24 protein-coding genes are annotated in these 20,845 nt (G+C 56.6%); 11 read left to right on the forward strand and 13 right to left on the reverse strand.

Going from position 1 to position 20,845, the window contains the following annotated elements:
• Positions 1 to 49: 49 nt before the first annotated feature.
• The gene (locus JNX03_RS09575) at positions 50 to 442 is read left to right on the forward strand and encodes an NUDIX domain-containing protein (protein ID WP_231024258.1); all 393 of its coding nucleotides are present in this window, start codon (positions 50 to 52) and stop codon (positions 440 to 442) included.
• On the opposite strand, the gene JNX03_RS09580 is transcribed toward JNX03_RS09575, so the two are convergent.
• From JNX03_RS09580 to JNX03_RS09595, 4 genes are all read right to left on the reverse strand, one after another.
• On the reverse strand, positions 408 to 1,256 hold the full coding sequence (locus JNX03_RS09580) for a DMT family transporter (protein ID WP_203208860.1): 849 nt from the start codon (positions 1,254 to 1,256) through the stop codon (positions 408 to 410). The genes JNX03_RS09575 and JNX03_RS09580 overlap by 35 nt on opposite strands.
• Positions 1,257 to 1,315: 59 nt before the next feature.
• A complete protein-coding gene (locus JNX03_RS09585; protein WP_203208861.1) occupies positions 1,316 to 2,038 on the reverse strand; it encodes a response regulator in 723 nt (240 codons plus the stop codon).
• A gap of 69 nt (positions 2,039 to 2,107) precedes the next feature.
• Positions 2,108 to 2,839 (reverse strand): sensor histidine kinase, encoded by a 732-nt coding sequence (locus JNX03_RS09590; protein ID WP_203208862.1) that lies wholly within the window; start codon positions 2,837 to 2,839, stop codon positions 2,108 to 2,110.
• Positions 2,840 to 2,915: 76 nt separating this feature from the next.
• Positions 2,916 to 4,400: an ABC transporter substrate-binding protein gene (locus JNX03_RS09595; RefSeq protein WP_231024256.1), complete on the reverse strand. Its 1,485-nt coding sequence runs from the start codon at positions 4,398 to 4,400 to the stop codon at positions 2,916 to 2,918.
• 73 nt (positions 4,401 to 4,473) lie between these two features.
• Here JNX03_RS09595 and JNX03_RS09600 point away from each other — a divergent pair, with 73 nt between their 5' ends.
• Both JNX03_RS09600 and JNX03_RS09605 read left to right on the forward strand, forming a co-directional pair.
• Positions 4,474 to 6,471, forward strand: coding sequence for a sensor histidine kinase (locus tag JNX03_RS09600; protein WP_203240748.1), 1,998 nt, complete (start codon positions 4,474 to 4,476; stop codon positions 6,469 to 6,471).
• Between the two features lie 21 nt (positions 6,472 to 6,492).
• Positions 6,493 to 6,930 carry a response regulator gene (locus JNX03_RS09605; protein ID WP_203208864.1) on the forward strand — a complete coding sequence of 146 codons (438 nt, stop codon included), beginning with the start codon at positions 6,493 to 6,495 and terminating at the stop codon, positions 6,928 to 6,930.
• 83 nt (positions 6,931 to 7,013) lie between these two features.
• On the opposite strand, the gene groL is transcribed toward JNX03_RS09605, so the two are convergent.
• From groL to JNX03_RS09620, 3 genes are all read right to left on the reverse strand, one after another.
• A complete protein-coding gene (groL, locus tag JNX03_RS09610) occupies positions 7,014 to 8,666 on the reverse strand; it encodes a chaperonin GroEL (protein WP_203208865.1) in 1,653 nt (550 codons plus the stop codon).
• A gap of 115 nt (positions 8,667 to 8,781) precedes the next feature.
• A complete protein-coding gene (gene groES / locus JNX03_RS09615; RefSeq protein WP_025047887.1) occupies positions 8,782 to 9,069 on the reverse strand; it encodes a co-chaperone GroES in 288 nt (95 codons plus the stop codon).
• 189 nt (positions 9,070 to 9,258) lie between these two features.
• Positions 9,259 to 9,939 (reverse strand): DUF2161 domain-containing phosphodiesterase, encoded by a 681-nt coding sequence (locus tag JNX03_RS09620; RefSeq protein ID WP_203208866.1) that lies wholly within the window; start codon positions 9,937 to 9,939, stop codon positions 9,259 to 9,261.
• A 52-nt stretch (positions 9,940 to 9,991) separates the two neighbouring features.
• Between JNX03_RS09620 and JNX03_RS09625 the strand changes: the two genes are divergently transcribed.
• Together JNX03_RS09625 and JNX03_RS09630 are read left to right on the forward strand one after the other, a co-directional pair.
• Entirely contained in the window at positions 9,992 to 10,369 is a 378-nt protein-coding gene (locus JNX03_RS09625) for an MmcQ/YjbR family DNA-binding protein (RefSeq protein WP_203208867.1), read from the forward strand.
• A gap of 62 nt (positions 10,370 to 10,431) precedes the next feature.
• A complete protein-coding gene (locus JNX03_RS09630) occupies positions 10,432 to 11,352 on the forward strand; it encodes a manganese-dependent inorganic pyrophosphatase (RefSeq protein ID WP_203208868.1) in 921 nt (306 codons plus the stop codon).
• 79 nt (positions 11,353 to 11,431) lie between these two features.
• On the opposite strand, the gene JNX03_RS09635 is transcribed toward JNX03_RS09630, so the two are convergent.
• Positions 11,432 to 11,782: a hypothetical protein gene (locus JNX03_RS09635; RefSeq protein ID WP_203208869.1), complete on the reverse strand. Its 351-nt coding sequence runs from the start codon at positions 11,780 to 11,782 to the stop codon at positions 11,432 to 11,434.
• A gap of 213 nt (positions 11,783 to 11,995) precedes the next feature.
• On the opposite strand from JNX03_RS09635, the gene JNX03_RS09640 reads away from it, so the two are divergent.
• The 5 genes from JNX03_RS09640 (at position 11,996) to JNX03_RS09660 (ending at position 15,953) form a co-directional block, all read left to right on the forward strand.
• Entirely contained in the window at positions 11,996 to 12,868 is an 873-nt protein-coding gene (locus JNX03_RS09640) for a TIGR01459 family HAD-type hydrolase (protein ID WP_203208870.1), read from the forward strand.
• A 90-nt stretch (positions 12,869 to 12,958) separates the two neighbouring features.
• Positions 12,959 to 13,402: a MaoC family dehydratase gene (locus JNX03_RS09645; RefSeq protein ID WP_025047893.1), complete on the forward strand. Its 444-nt coding sequence runs from the start codon at positions 12,959 to 12,961 to the stop codon at positions 13,400 to 13,402.
• Between the two features lie 117 nt (positions 13,403 to 13,519).
• Positions 13,520 to 14,452, forward strand: a complete 933-nt coding sequence (locus JNX03_RS09650) for a bifunctional riboflavin kinase/FAD synthetase (protein WP_203208871.1) — start codon at positions 13,520 to 13,522, stop codon at positions 14,450 to 14,452.
• A complete protein-coding gene (locus JNX03_RS09655) occupies positions 14,449 to 14,919 on the forward strand; it encodes a YcgN family cysteine cluster protein (protein ID WP_203208872.1) in 471 nt (156 codons plus the stop codon). Before JNX03_RS09650 ends, JNX03_RS09655 begins: the two co-directional genes overlap by 4 nt.
• Positions 14,919 to 15,953: a threonine aldolase family protein gene (locus JNX03_RS09660; RefSeq protein ID WP_203208873.1), complete on the forward strand. Its 1,035-nt coding sequence runs from the start codon at positions 14,919 to 14,921 to the stop codon at positions 15,951 to 15,953. The genes JNX03_RS09655 and JNX03_RS09660 overlap by 1 nt, the downstream gene beginning before the upstream one ends.
• Before the next feature lie 7 nt (positions 15,954 to 15,960).
• Here JNX03_RS09660 and JNX03_RS09665 read toward each other — a convergent pair whose 3' ends face one another.
• Together JNX03_RS09665 and JNX03_RS09670 are read right to left on the reverse strand one after the other, a co-directional pair.
• Positions 15,961 to 16,764: an alpha/beta fold hydrolase gene (locus JNX03_RS09665; RefSeq protein ID WP_203208874.1), complete on the reverse strand. Its 804-nt coding sequence runs from the start codon at positions 16,762 to 16,764 to the stop codon at positions 15,961 to 15,963.
• Complete coding sequence (locus tag JNX03_RS09670) at positions 16,761 to 17,357, reverse strand: 2-hydroxychromene-2-carboxylate isomerase (RefSeq protein WP_203208875.1); 597 nt, start codon at positions 17,355 to 17,357, stop codon at positions 16,761 to 16,763. Before JNX03_RS09670 ends, JNX03_RS09665 begins: the two co-directional genes overlap by 4 nt.
• A 105-nt stretch (positions 17,358 to 17,462) precedes the next feature.
• Here JNX03_RS09670 and JNX03_RS09675 point away from each other — a divergent pair, with 105 nt between their 5' ends.
• Positions 17,463 to 18,482, forward strand: coding sequence for a ribose-phosphate pyrophosphokinase (locus JNX03_RS09675; protein ID WP_203208876.1), 1,020 nt, complete (start codon positions 17,463 to 17,465; stop codon positions 18,480 to 18,482).
• Between the two features lie 8 nt (positions 18,483 to 18,490).
• Here JNX03_RS09675 and JNX03_RS09680 read toward each other — a convergent pair whose 3' ends face one another.
• The 3 genes from JNX03_RS09680 to atpD form a co-directional block, all read right to left on the reverse strand.
• A complete protein-coding gene (locus JNX03_RS09680; protein WP_203208877.1) occupies positions 18,491 to 18,841 on the reverse strand; it encodes an H-type lectin domain-containing protein in 351 nt (116 codons plus the stop codon).
• Between the two features lie 115 nt (positions 18,842 to 18,956).
• Complete coding sequence (locus JNX03_RS09685; RefSeq protein WP_025047901.1) at positions 18,957 to 19,394, reverse strand: F0F1 ATP synthase subunit epsilon; 438 nt, start codon at positions 19,392 to 19,394, stop codon at positions 18,957 to 18,959.
• A 15-nt stretch (positions 19,395 to 19,409) separates the two neighbouring features.
• Positions 19,410 to 20,834, reverse strand: coding sequence for a F0F1 ATP synthase subunit beta (atpD, locus tag JNX03_RS09690; protein WP_203208878.1), 1,425 nt, complete (start codon positions 20,832 to 20,834; stop codon positions 19,410 to 19,412).
• Between the last annotated feature and the right edge of the window lie 11 nt (positions 20,835 to 20,845).

Genomic DNA, 20,845 nt, shown 5'->3' on the forward strand with positions numbered 1-20,845 from the left:
CCCACGGGTGGCCGTTCGCGCCATCTTGCTCCATGAAGGCAGGCTGCTCATGGTCAACGCCTATGCAAACGGGCAAAGCGCGTTGATGTGCCCCCCCGGCGGCGGGGTCGAGCCGGGATCATCCCTGCCAGATAACTTGCGCCGAGAGGTATTTGAGGAAACCGGCCTGCAAATCGAGGTCGGCGAACCTTGCCTGGTGAATGAATTTCACGATCCGGGCGGCAGCTTTCATCAGGTAGACATCTATTTTCGGTGCAGCGTGATCGGATCAGCCGAGATCAAACCCAACTGGGAGGACACGGACAAGATCGTCACAGTGCGGCGCTGGCTGACAGAGACGGAGTTGAGCGAGGTGCATCACAAGCCGGACAGCCTCCGCGCAGTTGCCTTCGATCCGGCGCAGGCCATCACCTATGATCCGCTGGAACCTTTGGTGCGGTAACGGCCCAGCCGATCCCCCCAACGACCAAAGCCGTCGCAATCATCAAGAGCAGCCCCACAGTTTCATTTAACAAGAGCGCTCCACCGAGGATGGCAAGGATCGGCACGCTCAATTGTACCACCGCTGCCGTCGCGCCCTCTATTTGCGGCAAGACACGATACCACAGGGCATAGCCCAACCCTGACGTCAGCGCGCCACAAAGGATGGCAAGCGCTGCGCCGGTGATCGTCATCGACAAGGCAGGCCCGACCAGAAGGACAATCAAAATCGGAAAGCAAAGCAAGAAGTTGGCCGTCGTTGCGGCCAATGGATCAACCGCGCCGCGACCAATGATCGAATAGGCCGCCCAGCCCAAACCGGCCATCACCATCAACGTCGCGCCAACGAGATCGGTGTTGCTGCCCGCCCCTGGCCAAAGCGCGACAAGCAATCCAGCAAAGGCCAAACTGGCACCGCCGATCTGCCGCAGGCTTGGCCGTTTGACAGTGATAGCCGCGTGAACAAACATCGCGATTTGAACGACACCAAACAGAATCAACGCACCAAGCCCGGCATCGAGTGTCAGATAAGCCAGCGAAAAGCCAACCATATAGGCCGCCAGACTAAACGCACCGGGAAGCCGCCTCTTGCGCAACAAACGCAAGGAGCCTCCGCGCAAGGTCATCAACATGCCCAGAACCACCGCGCCAGACAGAACCCGGATCAGGGCAAAACCGGATGGATCCATATGCCCGCCCGCGATTGCCAGCCGGGTGAGGACAGAGTTTGCCGCGAAGGCAATCATCGTCAAAGTGATGAGCAAGAAAAGCCGCATACCTTTGGCTTAGCGGCCGCTTCCTGTGCCGCCAAGCGAGAAAGTTCAATGATGCCGCGTTAGTGAAAAATAAAGTCATCCTCGTCCGAAAAACCAGATACCAGCGCATCAATTTCGGCGGGGGTCAAATCAGAAAGGCGGGCCTTGCGCAGGGCGGTCATGCTGTCGAATTCCTGTTTGAACATTGTGACCACATTGTCGCGCAGCTCCTGGTCCTTCATGGCATCCAACAGCGCATTCTTGATCATACTTTGTTGGAGCTCAAGCTCGCTGGTTTGCAAGCGACGCTGCCGCGCGACGGTCAATGCATTGATAATCGCGCCGTGCAAAACATCCTCGTCCATATCATCTTTGTTCAGATAATCATGACACCCACCGCGCATCGCCTGTACGGCCGTATCTACGGCACCGTTACCGGTGATCATGATTTTTCCGGCATCGCGATTTTGATCATTTTGCAAAATATGATCCAGCGCGACCAATCCATCCCCAACAGGAAGCCGGTAGTCGATCAAGATCAGATCGTAGTTTTCGTTGATCACCGCCTGGTCCATGGCGTCAATGCTATCGACTTCGTCAATCTGTATGGAGAGACCCGTTCGTTGGCTCAGCCGCCGAATGCGCGCACGATCAAAATTGCTGTCATCCAGCAGCAGCGCCCGAATGTCGCCGGGCATCAATATATGTGGTGAAGGTTGCAGTTCTGTTGGTCCGGACTGAAGCATTTTTCTCACTCTCACTTGGTCGTGTACGAGAAAGATTGGCGCGGCAGTGTTGACCAAACCTTAATTGCGCGTTCAGCGGTCAGTATACTTCGATCGAAGTTTAGTCGGATTGTCGGTCGCCCGACCTCAGGAAATGCGCACCTCAATGGAACATCCTCTGCCATAGACAGACGGCACCACCGATGCGCTGCCTTTATAAAGATTTGCGATCTTGCGTACATTGGCCAGCCCCATGCCGCTGCCCTCCACCTCATCGCGGGGCCGCAGCGTGATCATCGCACCAAAGACCCGCTCGCGAAACTCTTCGTCTATACCTGGGCCATCATCCGAAACGCTCAGCACAACATCCGCTCCATCCATCCGCGCCGCCACGTGTATCTTTCCCCAAGTCTTGTCATGGTGCCGAAAGGCATTGGAGATAAGTGCAGACAACAGCGTTAGAATATCGCGGTTTCCCATCGTGACCTCCAATGCTTTCAAATCACGGGTCACGACAAAGCCGGTGGGAAGGTCAATTTCTTCCAAAACTTGATCAAGCGCATCATCAAGGGACAAGGTTTGAACGCTCTGCATGCGTCCTATCCGCGAATAGGTGAGCAGATCCACCAGCATACGATCAAGGCGGCTGGTGTGCCGGTTCATCAGCTCAATCGAAGCCGCAACTTGCCCTTGAACAGGAAAACCGGCTTCTTCCAGATCTTCGGAAATCCAATTTGGAAGCTCAAGCAATGCCCGAACCGAGCTTCGAACGTCGTGACTGATCAGATAGATAAAGTCTTCGATATCCTGCGAATTTTGACCCGATTCCTGAGAGCCGTCGTTACCCTCAGGCTGGGCAGGCATCTGTTCGCTTTGCATAATGTCCTCAATAAGTCGGTCTGATGGAGGGTTACACAGCCCACCTTTCTTTTTGCTTAACGGTCGCCCTTTGAGGTCATAAATCCCTCAACGCAGCTTTGACATGCGGCGGGTATTTCTCACGCAGGTCTCGCCATCGCAAAACCTGTTGCGCATGCCCCGCCTTCCCCGAAATCAACTCCCATTTCTGTGCAACGCCCTGCAATGCAACTTCGGGCTTTAGTGCACCTGTAACTGCCGCGTCCAAGCCCTTTGCCAATGCCGAAAAATACTCCGAGTGCCCTTTGAGGTATAAATCAGGAATGGCATTGCCCATGGCCTCTCTATGAACTTTGAGAAAGGGCGCCGAATAGGCGTCGATGATCTTTGCATCCTGATAATGTTCTGCCCGGAAGGGGTCAAAGAATCCCCCGGTCTGGCCAACCGCCAATGTTGACATGCGGGGGCTGGCTGCAAACAGAGAGAACAAATAGGCAAGTTCCGGGTAATCGGATGTGGCGCTCACCACAAAATTCCAGCCCCAATTGAAATAGGGAACAGCCAACGGGCCTTGGCCAATTTGCCCACCCGGTGTCGGGCCAAACACCATGCGCCCCCGCATCCCGGACTTGGGTTGGTTGAGATATTTCTGTGTCCCGCCCCAACCAATATTTGCGTAGATATCACCTTTTGCGTACCGCTCCCAATTCTCGAACAGACCGATGTTTTCATGACCTGGAGCAAGGCTATCGGTGGCGCGGATCATCTCTTCAAGGGCTGTGACGCCGGCCTCGCCGTGGATCTGAGGTGTGAGGTCCGGCGCCATTGGCCATACCCCCTTGGAATGAAACCGCCCCCACCATTCCCATGCCAGAAATTGTGGAACGCGAAACAACAATCCTCCAAAGACACCGTCCTCCGGCGCATGAAAGAACGCCATCTGCCGGTCCAATTCTTCCCACGTACGCGGAATTTCAAGCCGGTGGCCAAAGCGCTCAGCAAAACGTTCCTGGTTCTCCGTACTTGAGATCATTTCGGCATGGTAGAACATCAGATAGGCATCGCCATCTGTTTGAAATCCATAGGTTTCACCGTCAAATGTATCTCCGGTTGGATACAGAATCCCGTTGCGGAACCCCGCCGGCTCATGAGCGGCCACATATTCATCCAGAGGCAGCAGAGTGCCTGCCGAAACAAGATCCGGCAGGGCAAAAGTTGCAGGCAATGCGATATCAAACCGACGTTGATCCAGCACGTTGTCGAGGATCAGCGTATTCACGACCTCATCCAGCGGCACTTCAATCGGTTCTATATTCACGCCGGTTTGTGCCGTGAATGCCGCAATCACCGGCCCTAGATTTGCGCCGGATCCATTTGGCAACAGCAACCTAAGTGATTGTGATTGAGCGGAAAACCTATCCCGCAGAACCTGCACGACGTAGGCATCAACACTCTGTTCAGCATTGCCCGCATTTGCCGGCACGGCGCGCAATCCACCTGCAATAGACATCAGCCCGCCCGCGCAAAGCTCAAGGGCATCTCGCCGGCTGAGCGCAGGTGGCGGATCAGTTTTGCAAATCATGGTACAGTCCGGTTCTAGACTATCTGGATCGACCAAGGCCTATCTGCCGGGCGTTAAGAACGCCTTAATGGGCATGACCTATGCAAGAGGCATGTTGCCTCTCCAATGGCTCGGTTTACCGGGACCAAATCATCTGTCGCGCATCACTGTGCGGCTTCGCATTGCGCTGCTGATCCTTGCGACAGTCACAGCGGTTGTCTGGCTTGCCTCCATGCAGCAGGCCCGCGCGATCATGCAGTCGTACAACCAGCTTGATCAGGCGGCCCTCCCGATCCTTGACCGGTCAGAGGGCATTCAGGCCGGCTTGGTACAACTGGCCGCATTGGTGAGCCGAATTGACCGTATTCAAGCGAACGAGGCGACCGACCATATCAGGGACGACATCGCCCAATCGGTGCAGGATATGCATAAAAATTTGGGACAATTGATTGCGCTTGGGCAATCGCAAGTCGCAATTTCAGAGCTAACAGAGAACCTTCGGCTGGCTGAGGCAAGTGCCCTCTCAATTCTGGAGGACCGCATATCCTACCTCAAAGTCCGGCAAACATTGAATAGCCAACACAAAATTCTGAACGATTTGCACACGCAATCACAGGATTTACTCGAGAAGTTCACATTGAATTTGTCCAGCCAAACCAATGACTTTCTCCAATCCATGTCGCTTTCCGGTCAAATCAGTCCAGCCATGGTTGCCGATGCCTTTGAAGGTCTTTTTCTGCCATCCCTGACAGTCACCAGCCTGAGCTTTGAACTCGACAGAGTGGTGGGGTTGGCGCATGTGTCAAACGACAGCAACGTGCACCAAGAACACGCGCGCGCACTGGCACAGGCCCAATTGGGATTACAAAGAGCCATTTTGTACCTCGCCGAATTGCCCGAAGGACCAGACCGTCTTGCCTTGTCGCGGCATATTGCCGGGATGCGTGATGTGCTGCGCGAAAAGGACGGTATCTTCACCCAGAAGAAGGCTCTGGCCACTTTGGATGAAGCGCAGAGAAAGCACAGGGAGACCCAGCAAGACCTGACGGCCAGCGCGATGCAATTGACCTCTGGGCTGGTGATCCGTTCTCGCGATGTTGTAGAGGCGGCTTCGCAGGCATTACAGCAAGCCATATCCAGGATCACCCTGACCTTGGTCATTGCGGTGGCCGTCGGATTGACGGTCACTTTCACCGCCAACCACAGCATTATTGAGCGGCAGTTCAATCGACGAATTCATCGGCTCAACCAGTCGGTTCGGGCTATAGCTTCGGGTGATCTGAACCACCCGATTCCGGTCTCCGGCCCGGACGAGCTTGGTGAAATGGCCAATGCGCTTTTGACCTTCAAAAAGAACGCCGAAGATCTGCACTATTCCAATGAAGAACTGGAGAAATTTGCCTATATCACCGCGCATGATTTGCGCACTCCGGTCAGGGCCATTCAGGATTTGTGCACCTGGGTCTCGGAAGACGAAGAGAACCAACTGTCTTCCGAAAGCCGCGCCTATCTGTCTTTGCTGGAGAAACGGACGCTCCGCCTGAACGGTCACCTGAATGATCTTCTGGCCTATGTTCAAGCCGAACATGTCTCTGACGCATTCGAACTTGTGGATTTTCGCCAAACCGTGATCCGCATCCTGAAAAACCTTGATCCCGACCAGAACTTTGAGGTGGTTTTTGGAAAATTGCCGATGCCCTTCGGTGCCAAGGGCGATGTTCTGCGCAATATTTGCACCAACCTGCTCATCAATGTCATCAAACACCACGACAGGCCGAATGGCCGTATCACGTTCCAGGCTGAGATCATCGCGGACCAATACCGTTTCGAAATTCAAGACGATGGGCCGGGCATATCCCCGCTTTACCACGAAAAAGTATTCGAGTTGTTTCAAACCTTAAAGCCGCGCGACGAAGTTGAAGGCAGCGGGCTTGGCCTGGCGGTTGTGCGCAAACTTATCAAACGTGAAAAAGGTGCGATCACCCTTCAATCGAACCCCGATTTAAGACGGGGCACAACAATCTGCGTAACGTTGCCGCTCCACCCTCCTCCGGCACGTTGCGACCAAACCCGGCTGGGCAAAGCAGCCTGACCAGAATGAAAAGGTGCGAATATGCGAAACAAGAAGTTGCAAGAAGCACGGTTCTTAATCGTGGATGACGATGAAATCAGCGTCATGGCAATGCAAAGAGCCATGCGAAAGTTAAAGATTTCGAATGAAACCCATATCTGCACGGATGGCCAACATGCCTTGGAATTCTTGAAAAGAGAGTTGAAGGAGCACGCTGGCCTGCCGCCCTATATCGTCACACTGGACCTGAACATGCCGCGCATGGGCGGGCTTGAGCTTCTCGATGCGCTGCGGTCGGACCCAGATCTTTCGCGGGTTGTGGTCTTTGTCTTTACCACATCAGACACACCGCAAGACGTCCAATCCGCCTATGATCACAATGTCGCCGGTTATGTGGTGAAAGAAAATCCATCGGAAACATTGGCCACAGCGCTCAATATGTTGGGCACCTACTCACGCATTGTCGAGCTGCCCGTCTGACGGCGGTTGAAACAGCCAGGACCGAAAAGAAAAAGGGCGCGCCGTCACCGGCACGCCCCAAATTTTCAGCACGATAGGCTGGCTTACATCATGCCGCCCATGCCGCCCATGCCGCCCATGTCGGGCATGCCGCCGCCGGCGCCGGCGCCGTCTTTGGCCGGACGATCAGCAACCATAGCTTCGGTTGTGATCAACAGACCTGCAACAGAGGCCGCATCTTGCAGCGCGGTACGGACAACTTTGGCCGGGTCGATGACGCCGAACTTGAACATGTCGCCGTATTCTTCGGTCTGAGCGTTGAAGCCGAATGTCAGGTCGGAGCTTTCACGGATCTTGCCCGCGACAACCGCACCATCAACGCCGGAGTTTTCAGCGATCTGACGCAGTGGAGCTTCGATGGCCTTGCGCACGATGTTGATGCCAACGTTCTGATCGTTGTTTGCACCTTCGAGACCGTCGAGTTTCTTGCCGGCCTGAACCAGAGCAACACCACCACCCACAACGATACCTTCTTGAACAGCGGCACGTGTCGCGTTCAGTGCATCGTCAACGCGGTCTTTGCGCTCTTTCACTTCAACTTCGGTCATGCCGCCCACGCGGATAACGGCAACACCGCCTGCCAGTTTGGCAACACGTTCTTGCAGTTTTTCACGGTCGTAGTCGGAAGACGTTTCTTCGATCTGGCCGCGGATCTGAGCCACACGTGCTTCGATCTCGGCTTTGTCGCCGGAACCGTCCACAACGGTTGTCTCGTCTTTGGTGATCGACACTTTCTTGGCAGAACCCAACATGTCCATGGTCACGGACTCAAGCTTCATACCCAGATCTTCGGAGATCACCTGACCGCCTGTGAGGATCGCAAGGTCTTGCAGCATCGCTTTGCGGCGATCGCCAAAACCGGGCGCTTTCACAGCTGCGATCTTCAGACCGCCGCGCAGTTTGTTCACAACCAGGGTTGCCAGGGCTTCGCCTTCAACATCTTCAGCGATGATCAGCAGAGGCTTCTGAGACTGGATCACCTGCTCCAGCAGTGGAACCATTGGCTGCAGGGACGACAGTTTCTTTTCGTGCAGCAGGATGATCGCATCCTCCAGCTCAACAGTCATCTTGTCAGCATTGGTGACAAAGTATGGGGACAGGTAGCCGCGGTCGAACTGCATGCCTTCGACAACGTCCGTCTCTGTTTCCAGACCTTTGTTTTCTTCGACGGTGATCACACCCTCGTTGCCGACTTTCTGCATCGCGTCTGCGATCTGTCGACCGATTTCCGCTTCGCCGTTGGCGGAGATGGTGCCAACCTGGGCAACTTCGTCGCTGTCGGACACGGGACGTGCCGCCGCTTTGATTGCTTCAACAACTTTGGAAGTTGCAAGATCAATGCCGCGCTTGAGGTCCATTGGGTTCATGCCAGCGGCAACAGATTTCATACCTTCGCGCACGATAGCCTGAGCCAGAACAGTTGCGGTTGTTGTACCGTCACCGGCTTCGTCGTTGGTGCGAGAAGCAACTTCTTTCACCATCTGTGCGCCCATGTTCTCGAACTTGTCTTCCAGTTCGATCTCTTTCGCCACGGATACACCGTCTTTGGTGATGCGTGGTGCGCCGAAAGATTTGTCCAGAACCACGTTGCGGCCTTTGGGGCCCAGCGTGACTTTCACCGCGTCAGCCAGGATGTTCACACCCCGGAGCATTTTGTTGCGGGCATCGGTGTCAAATTTGACGTCCTTAGCAGCCATTTGTCGTCTCCTAATATCTATCTTCCGTTTTGACGGACAATCCTGTCCGGCCTACGGGTTTGATGTTGTGCAATCATGTGGGTCGAACAGATCGTCCGACACCGGGCCAGTCCGATTAGGACAGGATCCCCATGATGTCGCTTTCTTTCATCATCAGCATTTCTTCACCATCGACGGTGACTTCTGTACCGGACCATTTGCCGAACAGGATGCGATCGCCGGCTTTTACAGCCATCTCGATCAGTTCGCCGCTGTCTTTACGGGCGCCTTCACCTGTCGCGACAACTTCGCCCTCGGAAGGTTTTTCTTTTGCGCTATCAGGGATGATCAATCCGCCAGCAGTTTTTTCTTCGCTTTCTGTGCGCTTTACCAGCACGCGGTCGTGAAGCGGTTTCAATGCCATCTTTGCAGCTCCTTAAGGCTCAAAGTTACTCTCCCAGACCCGCTGCTCCGTTTGAGAGCGGGCCGTTATCACTCATCCAGTTCGAGTGCTAACGGCGCATAGCTAAGGATGAGCGACAAAGCTGTCAACCAATGAGATTGGAAAAATTGCATGCAAAATTTCAGAACAACTCGGATCAGCCGTCCCGGATCAGTCTGAGCCAAGCACATTGCCCGATGTGCCAACGGCCTCCGCCCCGGCCGGGGTCAGCCCGTAGATCCCTTTTTCGACCTTCTCGAACCATCCATAGTGATTGTCCCGCATCATCCGTGTCGCCACCGAAACCTTGGTTTCCTTGGCCACATCCGCGCCTTTGCTTGCGCCGACCTCAAACAGATACATCGCGATCTTGAGCGCATCTTGCCGGTAAGCCGTCACCAATCCTGCTCGGGTTTGGCCGCCGTCGTTCGGATCGCCCTGCCGCCGTGCAAATTCGCGCAGCAGTTGGACCTCACGTTTCTTGTTTTTACGCGGTGCATAAGGCCCGGGATCGCAATGAACCTCAACAAGTCCATCCGACAGGCGCACCGTGATCAGGCCAAGCCCTAGCCGCCGCGCAAGGGCGGTATTGTCCTTTACCGCCTTTGCAAACCGCTTGCCGCTCTGCCGCGCCACCGCAAGATAGACGTCATCGGTCACTTTCATCCGGGCGATACATTGATGAAACAACGCCAAGGAAAACCCAAGTTTCAGTTCAACCACGACCGGAGGCTCACCGCCGCGCAAGGCTACCACATCAGCCGCGCCAACCTCGGATTTCACCACATAACCCTGATCCTCAAGAAAGGTTTTGATCGGGGGATACAGGTCAGTTTCGCGCGGATTGCTCATAGCCTCAGATTGCCCCATTTTCACACCCCCTCCAACCCGCTAATCTGCCGCCATGACACGTGATGAACTGAAGACTTTCTGCGCCGGACTTCCGCAAGCCACCCATGTGGTCCAATGGGGCAAATCCGACGTTTACAAGGTGGGCGGCAAGCTTTTTGCCGTCGTTGGGATGGGGGATGGTGGCAATACCGTGACCTTCAAAGCCACCGAAATGGGCTTTGAGATTCTCTCGGACAGCCCCGGATTACGGCCCGCTCCCTACATGGCTTCAAGGGGGTTGAAGTGGATTCAGCATTATGGCGAACCGGGCTTGTCAGACGACAGCCTGCGCGAACACATTTTTGCGTCCTATGAGATGGCCATCGACGCCCTCACCAAGAAAAAACGCGCCGAACTGGGGCTTGACGCCGCACCGCGGCAAAAGCCGTGACAACGGACCAAACGCCCCATATAAGGCGGCGAAACCGTTAGATTGCGACGCAAGGATAGCCCATGACCACGCTTGTTTTTGGCCACAAGAACCCCGATACCGACAGCACCGGCAGCCCGATCATCTGGGCATGGTATCTCAACCAGATCAAAGGTGTTGAGGCAAAGCCCGTCCTTTTGGGCGAGCCGAACACCGAGGCGCTCTTCGTGCTGGACCATTGGGATCTGGACAAGCCGGAGATCATGACCGAACTGGCCGCTGACACCCCTGTTGTAATTGTCGACACCAACAACCCCGGCGAATTGCCTGACAATATCAACGAGGCCGACATTCGCGGGATCATTGATCACCACCGTCTGGTGGCAGGTCTGGAAACACGCGGCCCGATCGAGATCAACATTCAGCCGCTCGCCTGCACCGCCACCATCATGTACAAAATGATTGGCGATGACCTGGCGCAGGCACCGCGCGGGATCAAGGGCGCGATGCTGTCGTGCATTCTGTCTGACACGCTGGAATTCCGCAGCCCGACCACGACTCAGGAAGACACCGCCATCGCCCATGCGCTGGCCGAGGATCTGGGCGTCGACATCAGCGCCTTTGCCGCCGAGATGTTCGCGGCCAAATCCGATGTCTCTGCCTTTTCGGAGCCAGAATTGCTGCGCATGGACAGCAAGGAATTTGATCTGGATGGCACTGGCCTTCGGGTTTCGGTTCTGGAAACCACCTCCCCTGCCCCGTTGCTGGCCCGCAAAGACGCCCTGATGGCCGCAATGCCCGGCATCGCGGAAGAAGACGGCGCCGCGCAGGTGTTGCTGTTCATCGTCGACATTCTCAAGGAAGAGGCCACCCTGCTGGTGCCAAATGACATGGTCAAGCACATTGCCGAGAACAGCTTTGGCGCGTCTGTTGAGGGTGACACCGTTGTCCTGCCCGGCATCATGAGCCGGAAAAAGCAGATTATCCCAAACCTGAAACTGTAACGCAGTTGTAATGTTCGAAAAAGAAATGGCCGCCTCGGGGCGGCCATTCTCGCTTCACAAGTAAACTGTTTGTCGCGGTTCAGGACGTCTTGAGCAGATCGTCCAGCGCCGACGCAACATCGCGCATCTTCACCATTCCTGAGTTGGACTGGGTTTGCAGCGACTTCAGCACCGAAATCTTCTTTTCCTTCGTGCTTTGCCGAGACACCGCTGGGCGTTTGGCAGGCGCAGGTTTTGCAGCCTGATTGGCCGCCGCCACGGGCTTGCGTTCTACGTACCGGCCGCTGGCCTTTTGATAGGCGCTGACCCCAAGCAGCGTCGATGAAATTGTCGGATTATGGAACACGTCCATGTCTTCCCCCAAGTATTGCAGAGTCCAAGCATTGAGGGGAATCCCGGCCGTTTCAAACAAATTCCACAATTCGGCCACATTCTGGTGAGGATTGAATATCTGGCGGCATCAATGGTCAGTTATCCCCTGAATTATCCCCAGAATCCGAAACATCCCCGCCAAAACCCGCGGCAAAATTAAGGCGCAATTGTGCTCAAAGGGCGAATCGGGGGCCACTCCGCCACCGCATCGCTGGTTCCATCACGCGGCATTATCCCCTAAGTCTGCTGCATAACCAGTTGGAGCCTTCTGATGACACGCATAGTTGACACCCTCGCCGAGATTTCCGCGCAATATGATGCGCTGTTTGTGGATCTGTGGGGTTGTGTGCACGACGGGGTCAAAGCATTGCCCGATGCGGTCGCGGCTCTTCAGACCTATCGCAAGGCTGGCGGCAAGGTCGTGTTGGTCACCAATTCTCCCCGCCCCCGCGCCGGCGTCGAGAAACAGCTGGTGCATTTCGGTGTGCCGGATGACGCATGGGACACAATTGCAACCTCAGGCGATTCCGCCCGCTCCGCCATGTTTCAGGGGGTCGTCGGGCAAAAGGTCTGGTTCATTGGCCAACCGGGTGAGGAAAAGTTCTTCCAGCCGCTGCACCTGCTCGACAATCCGATGACGATCGAACAGGTGCCGCTGGCTGAGGCTGAAGGTATTGTGTGCACCGGCCCGGAAGATCCGCATGCGGACCCCGATGTGATGCGCCCACAGTTCCTGATGGCCAAACAGATGGGTTTGAAACTGCTTTGCGCCAATCCTGATATCGTGGTGGATCGTGGCCACCAACGCGAATGGTGCGCCGGGGCGCTGGCCAAGCTCTATGCGGAGATGGGCGGCGAGAGCCTGTATTTCGGAAAACCGCATCCGCCGATCTATGATCTGGCGCGGCGGCGGCTGTCTGCACTGGGCAAAGTTGTGTCAGACGACCGGATTTTGGCCATCGGCGATGGCATCCTGACCGACATTCGCGGTGCGATTGGCGAAGATATTGATTCTCTGTTCATCACAGGCGGCCTTGCCGCAGCGGAAACAAAAACTCTGCGACAACCTGACCCAGATGCGCTAAATGACTATCTGGAAAAAGAAAAATCCTCTCCGACCTATTCAATCGGGTTCCTGCGCTAGTCATTTTCCCCTTGATTTTCTGCGCCTGCAAAGTAATTAAGTTGCATCGGAGATGCTCCGAACGGCATTTTATTACTCAGAGGATGGGGTATGTTGGACAACCTTCCGCGCGGCACGATCTGTATCGAAGACATCGAAATCGGCATGAGCCGCTATCTGCGTAAGGTCGTGACCGACGCTGATATCGAAATGTTTGCGCAGATCTCGACGGACCGGAACCCGGTGCATCTGGATGATGACTATGCCCAGGACACGATCTTTGAAGGCCGGATCGCACACGGGATGCTGACCGCCGGATTGATCTCTGCGGTGATCGGAGAACAACTGCCCGGTCATGGCACCGTGTATCTGGGTCAATCGCTCAAATTTCTTGGCCCTGTGCGCCCCGGTGATATGGTCTATGCCGAGGTCAAGGTCACCGACATTGAGTTCGCCAAACGCCGGGTGAAAATGGATTGCCATTGTGCTGTGGATGGCAAGAAGGTGTTGATCGGCGAAGCCACGGTACTGGCACCGTCGCGCAAGTTCGACTGATCCGGCAAGGGGGCCAACCCCCATCGCGGCAAGCCGCGATTCCCCCGGAAGTTTTTGGACCAAATGAAGCTGGTCCAGTGCTTGCCACTGCGGGCCGTGGCCGCTAGGCAATGATCTATGAAGATCATCCGAGACCATCAGTTTGTAGAACAAAGCGACCGCGGTGCCACCGCCGCGATTGGCAATTTTGACGGCGTACATCAGGGACATATGTCCGTGATCGATCTGGCCCGCAACGCCGCCCCCGATGCACCGCTGGGCGTGATCACCTTTGAGCCGCACCCGAGGGAATTTTTTGCCCCCGACGCGCCGCCCTTTCGCCTGATGAGCCGCGATGCGCGGGCGCATCGGTTGGAGAAGGTTGGCATTGATCTGCTTTACGAGCTGAACTTTGGCACGCAACTGGCCTCCCTCACGCCCGAAGAATTTGCCCGCGATGTGCTTAAGGATGGGCTGGGCATTGCCCACGTGGTGGTTGGGGCCGATTTTTGTTTTGGCAAAGGCCGCGCGGGCAGCGCGAAGGACCTTGTCACCTTTGGCGAGACTTTCGGCTTTGGCGTGACGATTGCCCCGCTTTTGGAAACCGGAGCACAGACCGTATCCTCCACCGCGATCCGCAAGGCGCTCAGCGATGGCAAGCCGCGCGAGGCGGCCGCGATGTTGGGCCATTGGCACCGCGTGGACGGGCCGGTGATCACTGGTGAACAGCGCGGGCGCGAGTTGGGCTTTCCCACGGCGAATATGTCCATTGATGACATCCACCCGCCTGCTTTTGGCGTTTACGCGGTGCTCGTCGATGTTTTGGAAGGTCCACACAAGGGCAGCTATCAAGGCGCGGCAAGCATCGGCGTGCGGCCGATGTTTGGAGAGAACACCGCCAATCTGGAAACCTATATCTTTGACTTCAAAGGCGATCTTTACGGCACGCCGTTGTCCATCGCCTTGGTCGAACATCTGCGCGGTGAAGAGAACTTTGACAGCCTTGATGCCCTGATCACCCAGATGGATGCCGATTGTGCCAAAGCCCGCAGCATTCTGGACGCCCTATGAGCGATCCCATCGTGCGCAAGGGCCTGACCCCGAGGTTTTGGGAAAAGAAACCGCTGTCCGAGATGAACCCGACAGAATGGGAAGCGCTTTGCGATGGCTGCGGGAAATGTTGCCTGAACAAGCTGGAAGATGAGGACAGCGGCGAAGTGGCGCTGACCCGTGTGGCTTGCCGCCTGCTGGATGATGCGACCTGCCGCTGTGTGCATTACGAAAACCGCCATCAGTTTGTGCCCGATTGCATCGTGCTGCGCCCGGACAACATGGACAGCCACGCCTATTGGATGCCGCAGACCTGCGCCTATCGGTTGCTGTGGCAGGGCAAGCCCCTGCCCGCTTGGCATCCTTTGATCAGCGGCACCGCCCAATCGGTACACGACGCCGGGATCAGCGTGCAGGGTGGGACCGTTTCAGAATTCGACACCCCGTTCGAGGAATGGGAAGACCATATTATCGAGGAACCGACCTGATGTTTTTTGCCTCTGACAATGCAGGCCCAGTGCATCCCAAGGTGATGGAGCGGGTGATCGCGGCCAACACTGATTACGCAATGCCCTATGGTAAAGATCCGATCATGGATGAGGTTCGCACCGAGATCCGCCGGGTGTTTGAAGCGCCAGAGGCGGCGGTTTATCTCGTGGCAACGGGCACAGCGGCCAATGCGCTGGCGCTCGCTTGTTATTGCCAGCCTTGGCAAACTATTTTCTGCTCCGAAGTTGCCCATATTCACGAAGACGAGTGCAACGCGCCGGAGTTCTACGCAGGTGCAGCCAAGCTGACGGTGATTCCGACCGACGACAAGATGACGCCTGAGAGCTTGCAAGCGGCAATCACGGCCCGCACGGCGGGCGATGTACATTCCGCCCAGCCTGGCCCGGTGTCGATCACCCAAGTGACCGAACGCGGATCAGTACACAGCCTGGAAGAACTACGGGCGTTGACAGATGTGGCCAAGACGCATGAATTGCCGGTGCATATGGATGGCGCACGGTTCGCCAATGCGACCGAGGCGCTGAACTGCACTGCCGCCGAGATGACATGGAAGTTGGGTGTGGATGTTGTCAGCTTTGGCGGCACCAAGAACGGCTGCATGGGTGTTGAGGCGGTTGTGTTCTTCGATCCGGCTAAGGCCTGGGAATTTGAACTGCGCCGCAAGCGCGGGGCGCATCTGTTTTCAAAGCACCGGTTCCTGTCCGCGCAAATGGCTGGATACCTGCAGGGTGATCTGTGGCGCGAGACCGCGCAGCAGGCCAATGCCAATGCGGCCTATTTGGCTGAAGGGTTGCGCAAGGCCGGGGCAGAGTTTTTGCACGCGCCGCAGGCCAATATGCTGTTCCCGCGTTTCCCACGCGCCATTCACCGCAAGCTGCATGAGGCCGGGGCCAAATATTACCTATGGGACGGGCCGCTTGATGGACCAGAGGACAGCTTGCTTGCCGCGCGGATGGTCTGCGACTGGTCCATCAGCAAAGAGCAAATCGACCAGTTTCTGAGCCAGTTCTAATCGCCAATCAGGCCCGTTCGAGCAAGCTGGCAAATGCTTCTGCCGTTTCTGCCGGATGGCTGATCGGGGCCATGTGACCTGCCCCGGCAATAGTCGACTGAACCGCGCCGGGGATGCGTTTGCACAGCCCGTCATTCACCGCTGCAATGGCAGGCAATGCCTGTTCGCCGCGGATCAGCAAGGTTGGCACCGACAGCGCATCAAGCTGCCCCGGTTCCAGCAGTCCGCAGAGGTCGTCATAGAGAAACGCATCGGTGTCCGGTACCACGTGGATGGCACGGGTCATGGCGGCGCGGGTGCGGTTTGGCAAGCGATCCCACGTGCCTGCCTCGCTCCACATTCGGTTGAACAAACGGGCAGCAAGCGCGGGGTCACCCGCTTGCATGGCGTCCACGAAAGGTTGTGCCCGCCCGTCGTGATCTCCCATGGTTTCTGGCGCGTCGGCTATCGCTACGGCAAAAAACACCGGCTCGATCAAAGTGATACTTCGGACCCTTGCGGGATGCTGTACCGCCATGCGCAGGGCCGTAGCCGCGCCAAAGGAGTGACCGATCACATCCATCGGGGCATCATCCATCACCGACAAAGACGCCGCCAGCACGGTATCTGCAAAACTGCTGCGCTGATCCCAATCAACGCTGCGGCCATGGCTGGGCATGTCGGGTGCGACAAAGGTCAGGTCTTCGCCAAGCTGCTTGACCATACCGCCCCACGCCCCGCCAAAAGCCAACGTGCAATGCAAGGCAAGAACCCGGCGCGGGCCGGATCCAAGCGTGCTCACATGGGGGATAAACCCCGCTTGGGCTGTCACAGATCGCCTGCCAGATGGGCATCAAGATCCGCGATGCGGTCCTGTCCCCAGAACCGTTGATCACCCACGAAATAGAACGGCGCGCCAAAGACCCCGCGCTCCACTGCCTCTTCTAGGTTGCGGGCATAGGTTTCGGCCCCGACCAACATGCCGCTGTCCGCCAATGCAGGATCAAATCCGGCCTCTTGCAGACAGGCGCGTATGACGTCGTCTTGAGCGATGTCTTTTTCCTCGGCCCAAACGGCGCGGGTGATCAAATGCGCCAATTGGCCCAAATCACCACCGCCTGCATTCTGGGCAGCGATAAAGGCATAGGCGGCGGGTGCCCCATTGGTCGGCCAATGTGCAGGTTTGAGATTGAACGGCATATCCAGCTTCTTCGCCTGCCGGACCAGTTCCTGCGCGCGATATTCGATCCGGCTGATGTGCCGGTCTTTGGGCGGTGTCCCCCCCGTCCGGCCAAAGGCCGAAACGATATCAAACGGCTTGTAATTGATGGTCGCCCCATGTTTGGCGGCAACCTCTTCAAGGCGGGTGCCCGCGAGGTAGCAATAAGGGGACAGAGTGGCAAAAAAATAGTCGATCTGGATCATTTGGCTCTCCTTCTGGGTTGAGCTGCTTTGCGGCACCGTAAGGCCATGCTAGGTGGTGTCAACGTCACGAATCTGTCATCTACGCCCCACTCGGAGACTGCCCCAATGCCCACCCGCTCAGAACCCAAACTGATTTCAGGCAACGCCAATATGCCACTGGCAAAGGCAATCGCGCGGCGCATGTCGCTGCACCGGGGGGTCAACGTAGGTTTGGTCGATGCGCGGGTCGAGCGGTTCAACGACGGTGAAATTTTTGTCGAGGTGTTCGAAAACGTGCGCGGCGAGGATATGTTCATTATTCAGCCAACCTCGAACCCGGCCAACGACAACCTTATGGAACTGCTGATCATGGCCGACGCGCTGCGCCGGTCATCTGCGGCGCGGGTTACAGCGGTACTGCCATACTTCGGCTATGCCCGTCAGGATCGCCGCACCAAGGCGCGGACACCGATCACCGCCAAGATGGTGGCAAACATGCTGGTTGGTACCGGGATTGAACGGGTTCTGACGATGGACCTGCACGCCGCACAGATTCAGGGCTTTTTCGATATTCCAGTGGACAACCTCTATGCCTCACCGGTGTTCGCCCTCGATATCAAACACACATTCAAAGAGCGCATGGACGAGTTGATGATCGTCTCCCCTGACGTGGGCGGCGTGGCCCGCGCAAGGGAACTGGCAAAGCGGATCAATTCCCCGCTGGCTATCGTCGACAAACGCCGCGAAAAACCCGGCGAAATCGCCGAGATGACCGTCATCGGTGATGTGAAAGGCAAGATCTGTCTGATCGTGGATGACATCTGTGACACCGCTGGTACATTGTGCAAAGCCGCCGAAGTGCTGCTCGAAAATGGGGCCAAGGAAGTGCATTCCTACATCAGCCACGGCGTAATGTCCGGCCCCGCCGTGGAACGGGTGACAAACTCTGTTATGAAATCGCTGGTCATCACCGACAGCATTCAACCCACTGCCGAGGTCAAGAATGCCGCCAACATCCGCATCGTGCCAACGGCACCGGTCTTTGCCCAGGCAATCCTGAATATCTGGAACGGCACATCCGTTTCGTCGCTGTTTGAGCAGGACACGCTGGGCCCGATCTATGATGGCATGTACGCGGGCAACTGATCGCCTGATCAGCTAACGTCCCAATCGTCGTCTTCAGAGAGTTCCCCAATGGCCGACCACGCCATGCGCACCCGTGCCACACGGGTGTCGCCCCACGTGCGGAACACCATGTCAAAACCGGTCTCTGTCACCGCATCTGCGGCGATATCGGCGCGCATGACCGTCGCAGCATCCACGTCCCACAACGACAGCGACACCTGAACACTGGGGGGAGATTTGAACGCTTCGGAAAAGACGATTTGTTTGCGTCGCTCGCGCTGGCCCTCGCCTGTCCACATGTCGCCGCCGTTTTCATAGTCGGAAAACAGGACAACATCTCCGCTGTCCACGCCAATAAGATGACTGCGTAGTTTTTTCATAATTCAGACGGTGCCCGGCATTCCAGTTGTGCGTGCATACTGGCGGATTTTGCGGGTGCAGCAAAGCAAAAAGGCCCCGCTTTCGCGAGGCCTCTTTAATACTATTGTAACCAGATCAGAGGTTTGGCTGTTTAGCCGAAAGACCGATCTCATCGCCCATTGCGACCATATCCGACAACAGCTTGGCTGCGTCATCCACGGGGCCGGGTTCATTTGCAAAAGCCTCTTTGGCTTTGGCATAGGTGGTCTTGGCCTCTTCAACCATCTCATCGAGCTGGTCTTGGGTCATGTCACCCTTAACCACGGCACGCTCGGCCAGAACCGACACACCACGGCTGCTGATTTCGGCGAAACCGCCGGTCACAACATAGGCTTGTGTCCCATCCGGGCCGTCTACTGTCAGAACGCCGGGGCGCAGCGTGGTGATGGTGGGGGCATGCCCCTCCATCGCCGTCATATCGCCATCCGCACCGGGAATCTGTACCGAAGTGACCTCCATCGAGGCCAGCCGCCGCTCGGGCGACACCAAATCGAATTGCATCGTGTCTGCCATGAGTAAGGCTCCTGATTAGGCGGCGTCTGCTGCCATTTTCTCGGCTTTCGCCTTCACTTCGTCGATGCCGCCAACCATGTAGAAGGCGCCCTCTGGCAGGTGGTCATATTCACCGGCCACAACCGCTTTGAAGGACGCGATTGTGTCTTCCAGAGGCACCTGAACACCGTCGGAACCGGTAAACACTTTCGCAACGTCGAAAGGCTGGCTCAGGAAGCGTTCGATCTTACGGGCACGGGCCACGGCAAGTTTGTCTTCTTCGCTGAGTTCGTCCATGCCGAGGATCGCGATGATGTCCTGCAAGGATTTGTAGCGCTGCAGAACCTGCTGCACGTCTGTGGCAACCTTGTAGTGCTCTTCGCCGATGATCAGCGGATCGAGCAGACGGGAGGTGGAGCCAAGCGGATCCACAGCAGGGTAAATACCCTTTTCCGAGATTGCACGGTCCAGAACGGTAGTCGCGTCGAGGTGGGCAAAGGATGTCGCTGGCGCAGGGTCAGTAAGGTCATCCGCAGGTACGTATACGGCCTGAACCGATGTGATCGAACCGTTCTTTGTCGAGGAAATACGTTCCTGCATCGCACCCATGTCGGTGGCCAGCGTTGGCTGGTAACCCACAGCAGAGGGAATACGGCCCAGAAGGGCGGACACTTCGGAACCGGCCTGTGTAAAGCGGAAGATGTTGTCCACAAAGAACAGAACGTCTGAACCGGATTCGTCGCGGAACTGTTCGGCCAATGTCAGACCGGACAGGGCCACACGCATACGTGCGCCTGGAGGCTCGTTCATCTGGCCATAGACCAGAGCAATTTTGGACTCTGGCAGGTTATCAGGAACGATAACGCCGGATTCAATCATTTCGTGGTAAAGGTCGTTCCCTTCACGGGTCCGCTCACCCACACCGGCGAACACGGACACACCGGAGTGCACCTTCGCGATGTTGTTGATCAGTTCCATGATCAAAACGGTTTTGCCAACGCCGGCACCGCCGAACAGACCAATTTTACCGCCCTTGGTGTAGGGGGCCAGCAGGTCGATCACTTTGATGCCTGTTGTCAGGATCTCGGTTTCGGTGGACTGCGCTTCGAACGCAGGCGCATCGCCGTGAATGGCGCGGCTGTCTGTTGCGTCAACCGGGCCCTTTTCGTCAACCGGATCACCGGTCACGTTCAGGATACGGCCCAATGTGCCTTTGCCAACGGGCACCTGAATCGGTGCGCCTGTGTCGGTTACAGAGGCGCCGCGAACGAGGCCTTCTGTGGCGTCCATCGCGATGGCGCGAACGGTGTTTTCGCCAAGGTGCTGCGCCACTTCGAGAACAAGGTTCTTGCCTTGGTTCTCTGTGTGAAGGGCGTTCAGGATCTCAGGAAGATTATCTTCGAACTGCACGTCAACGACGGCGCCGATGACCTGAGTAATTTTGCCGACTGCTTTTGCCATGTCGTTTCTCC

The sequence above is a fragment of the Sulfitobacter mediterraneus genome, from assembly GCF_016801775.1.
Lineage (GTDB): Bacteria > Pseudomonadota > Alphaproteobacteria > Rhodobacterales > Rhodobacteraceae > Sulfitobacter > Sulfitobacter mediterraneus_A.

What these genes read in the sequence shown, in the direction of transcription:
- JNX03_RS09590 (WP_203208862.1), bottom strand. Translation starts at nt 2,839, where the DNA reads ATGCAAAGCGAACAGATGCCTGCCCAGCCTGAGGGTAACGACGGCTCT.
- JNX03_RS09670 (WP_203208875.1), bottom strand. Translation starts at nt 17,357, where the DNA reads ATGATCCAGATCGACTATTTTTTTGCCACTCTGTCCCCTTATTGCTAC.
- JNX03_RS09620 (WP_203208866.1), bottom strand. Translation starts at nt 9,939, where the DNA reads ATGAGCAATCCGCGCGAAACTGACCTGTATCCCCCGATCAAAACCTTT.
- JNX03_RS09630 (WP_203208868.1), top strand. Translation starts at nt 10,432, where the DNA reads ATGACCACGCTTGTTTTTGGCCACAAGAACCCCGATACCGACAGCACC.
- JNX03_RS09680 (WP_203208877.1), bottom strand. Translation starts at nt 18,841, where the DNA reads ATGAAAAAACTACGCAGTCATCTTATTGGCGTGGACAGCGGAGATGTT.
- groL (WP_203208865.1), bottom strand. Translation starts at nt 8,666, where the DNA reads ATGGCTGCTAAGGACGTCAAATTTGACACCGATGCCCGCAACAAAATG.
- JNX03_RS09660 (WP_203208873.1), top strand. Translation starts at nt 14,919, where the DNA reads ATGTTTTTTGCCTCTGACAATGCAGGCCCAGTGCATCCCAAGGTGATG.
- JNX03_RS09650 (WP_203208871.1), top strand. Translation starts at nt 13,520, where the DNA reads ATGAAGATCATCCGAGACCATCAGTTTGTAGAACAAAGCGACCGCGGT.
- JNX03_RS09575 (WP_231024258.1), top strand. Translation starts at nt 50, where the DNA reads ATGGTCAACGCCTATGCAAACGGGCAAAGCGCGTTGATGTGCCCCCCC.
- JNX03_RS09600 (WP_203240748.1), top strand. Translation starts at nt 4,474, where the DNA reads ATGACCTATGCAAGAGGCATGTTGCCTCTCCAATGGCTCGGTTTACCG.
- JNX03_RS09605 (WP_203208864.1), top strand. Translation starts at nt 6,493, where the DNA reads ATGCGAAACAAGAAGTTGCAAGAAGCACGGTTCTTAATCGTGGATGAC.
- JNX03_RS09580 (WP_203208860.1), bottom strand. Translation starts at nt 1,256, where the DNA reads ATGCGGCTTTTCTTGCTCATCACTTTGACGATGATTGCCTTCGCGGCA.
- JNX03_RS09645 (WP_025047893.1), top strand. Translation starts at nt 12,959, where the DNA reads ATGTTGGACAACCTTCCGCGCGGCACGATCTGTATCGAAGACATCGAA.
- JNX03_RS09625 (WP_203208867.1), top strand. Translation starts at nt 9,992, where the DNA reads ATGACACGTGATGAACTGAAGACTTTCTGCGCCGGACTTCCGCAAGCC.
- JNX03_RS09655 (WP_203208872.1), top strand. Translation starts at nt 14,449, where the DNA reads ATGAGCGATCCCATCGTGCGCAAGGGCCTGACCCCGAGGTTTTGGGAA.
- groES (WP_025047887.1), bottom strand. Translation starts at nt 9,069, where the DNA reads ATGGCATTGAAACCGCTTCACGACCGCGTGCTGGTAAAGCGCACAGAA.
- JNX03_RS09685 (WP_025047901.1), bottom strand. Translation starts at nt 19,394, where the DNA reads ATGGCAGACACGATGCAATTCGATTTGGTGTCGCCCGAGCGGCGGCTG.
- JNX03_RS09675 (WP_203208876.1), top strand. Translation starts at nt 17,463, where the DNA reads ATGCCCACCCGCTCAGAACCCAAACTGATTTCAGGCAACGCCAATATG.
- atpD (WP_203208878.1), bottom strand. Translation starts at nt 20,834, where the DNA reads ATGGCAAAAGCAGTCGGCAAAATTACTCAGGTCATCGGCGCCGTCGTT.
- JNX03_RS09595 (WP_231024256.1), bottom strand. Translation starts at nt 4,400, where the DNA reads ATGATTTGCAAAACTGATCCGCCACCTGCGCTCAGCCGGCGAGATGCC.
- JNX03_RS09640 (WP_203208870.1), top strand. Translation starts at nt 11,996, where the DNA reads ATGACACGCATAGTTGACACCCTCGCCGAGATTTCCGCGCAATATGAT.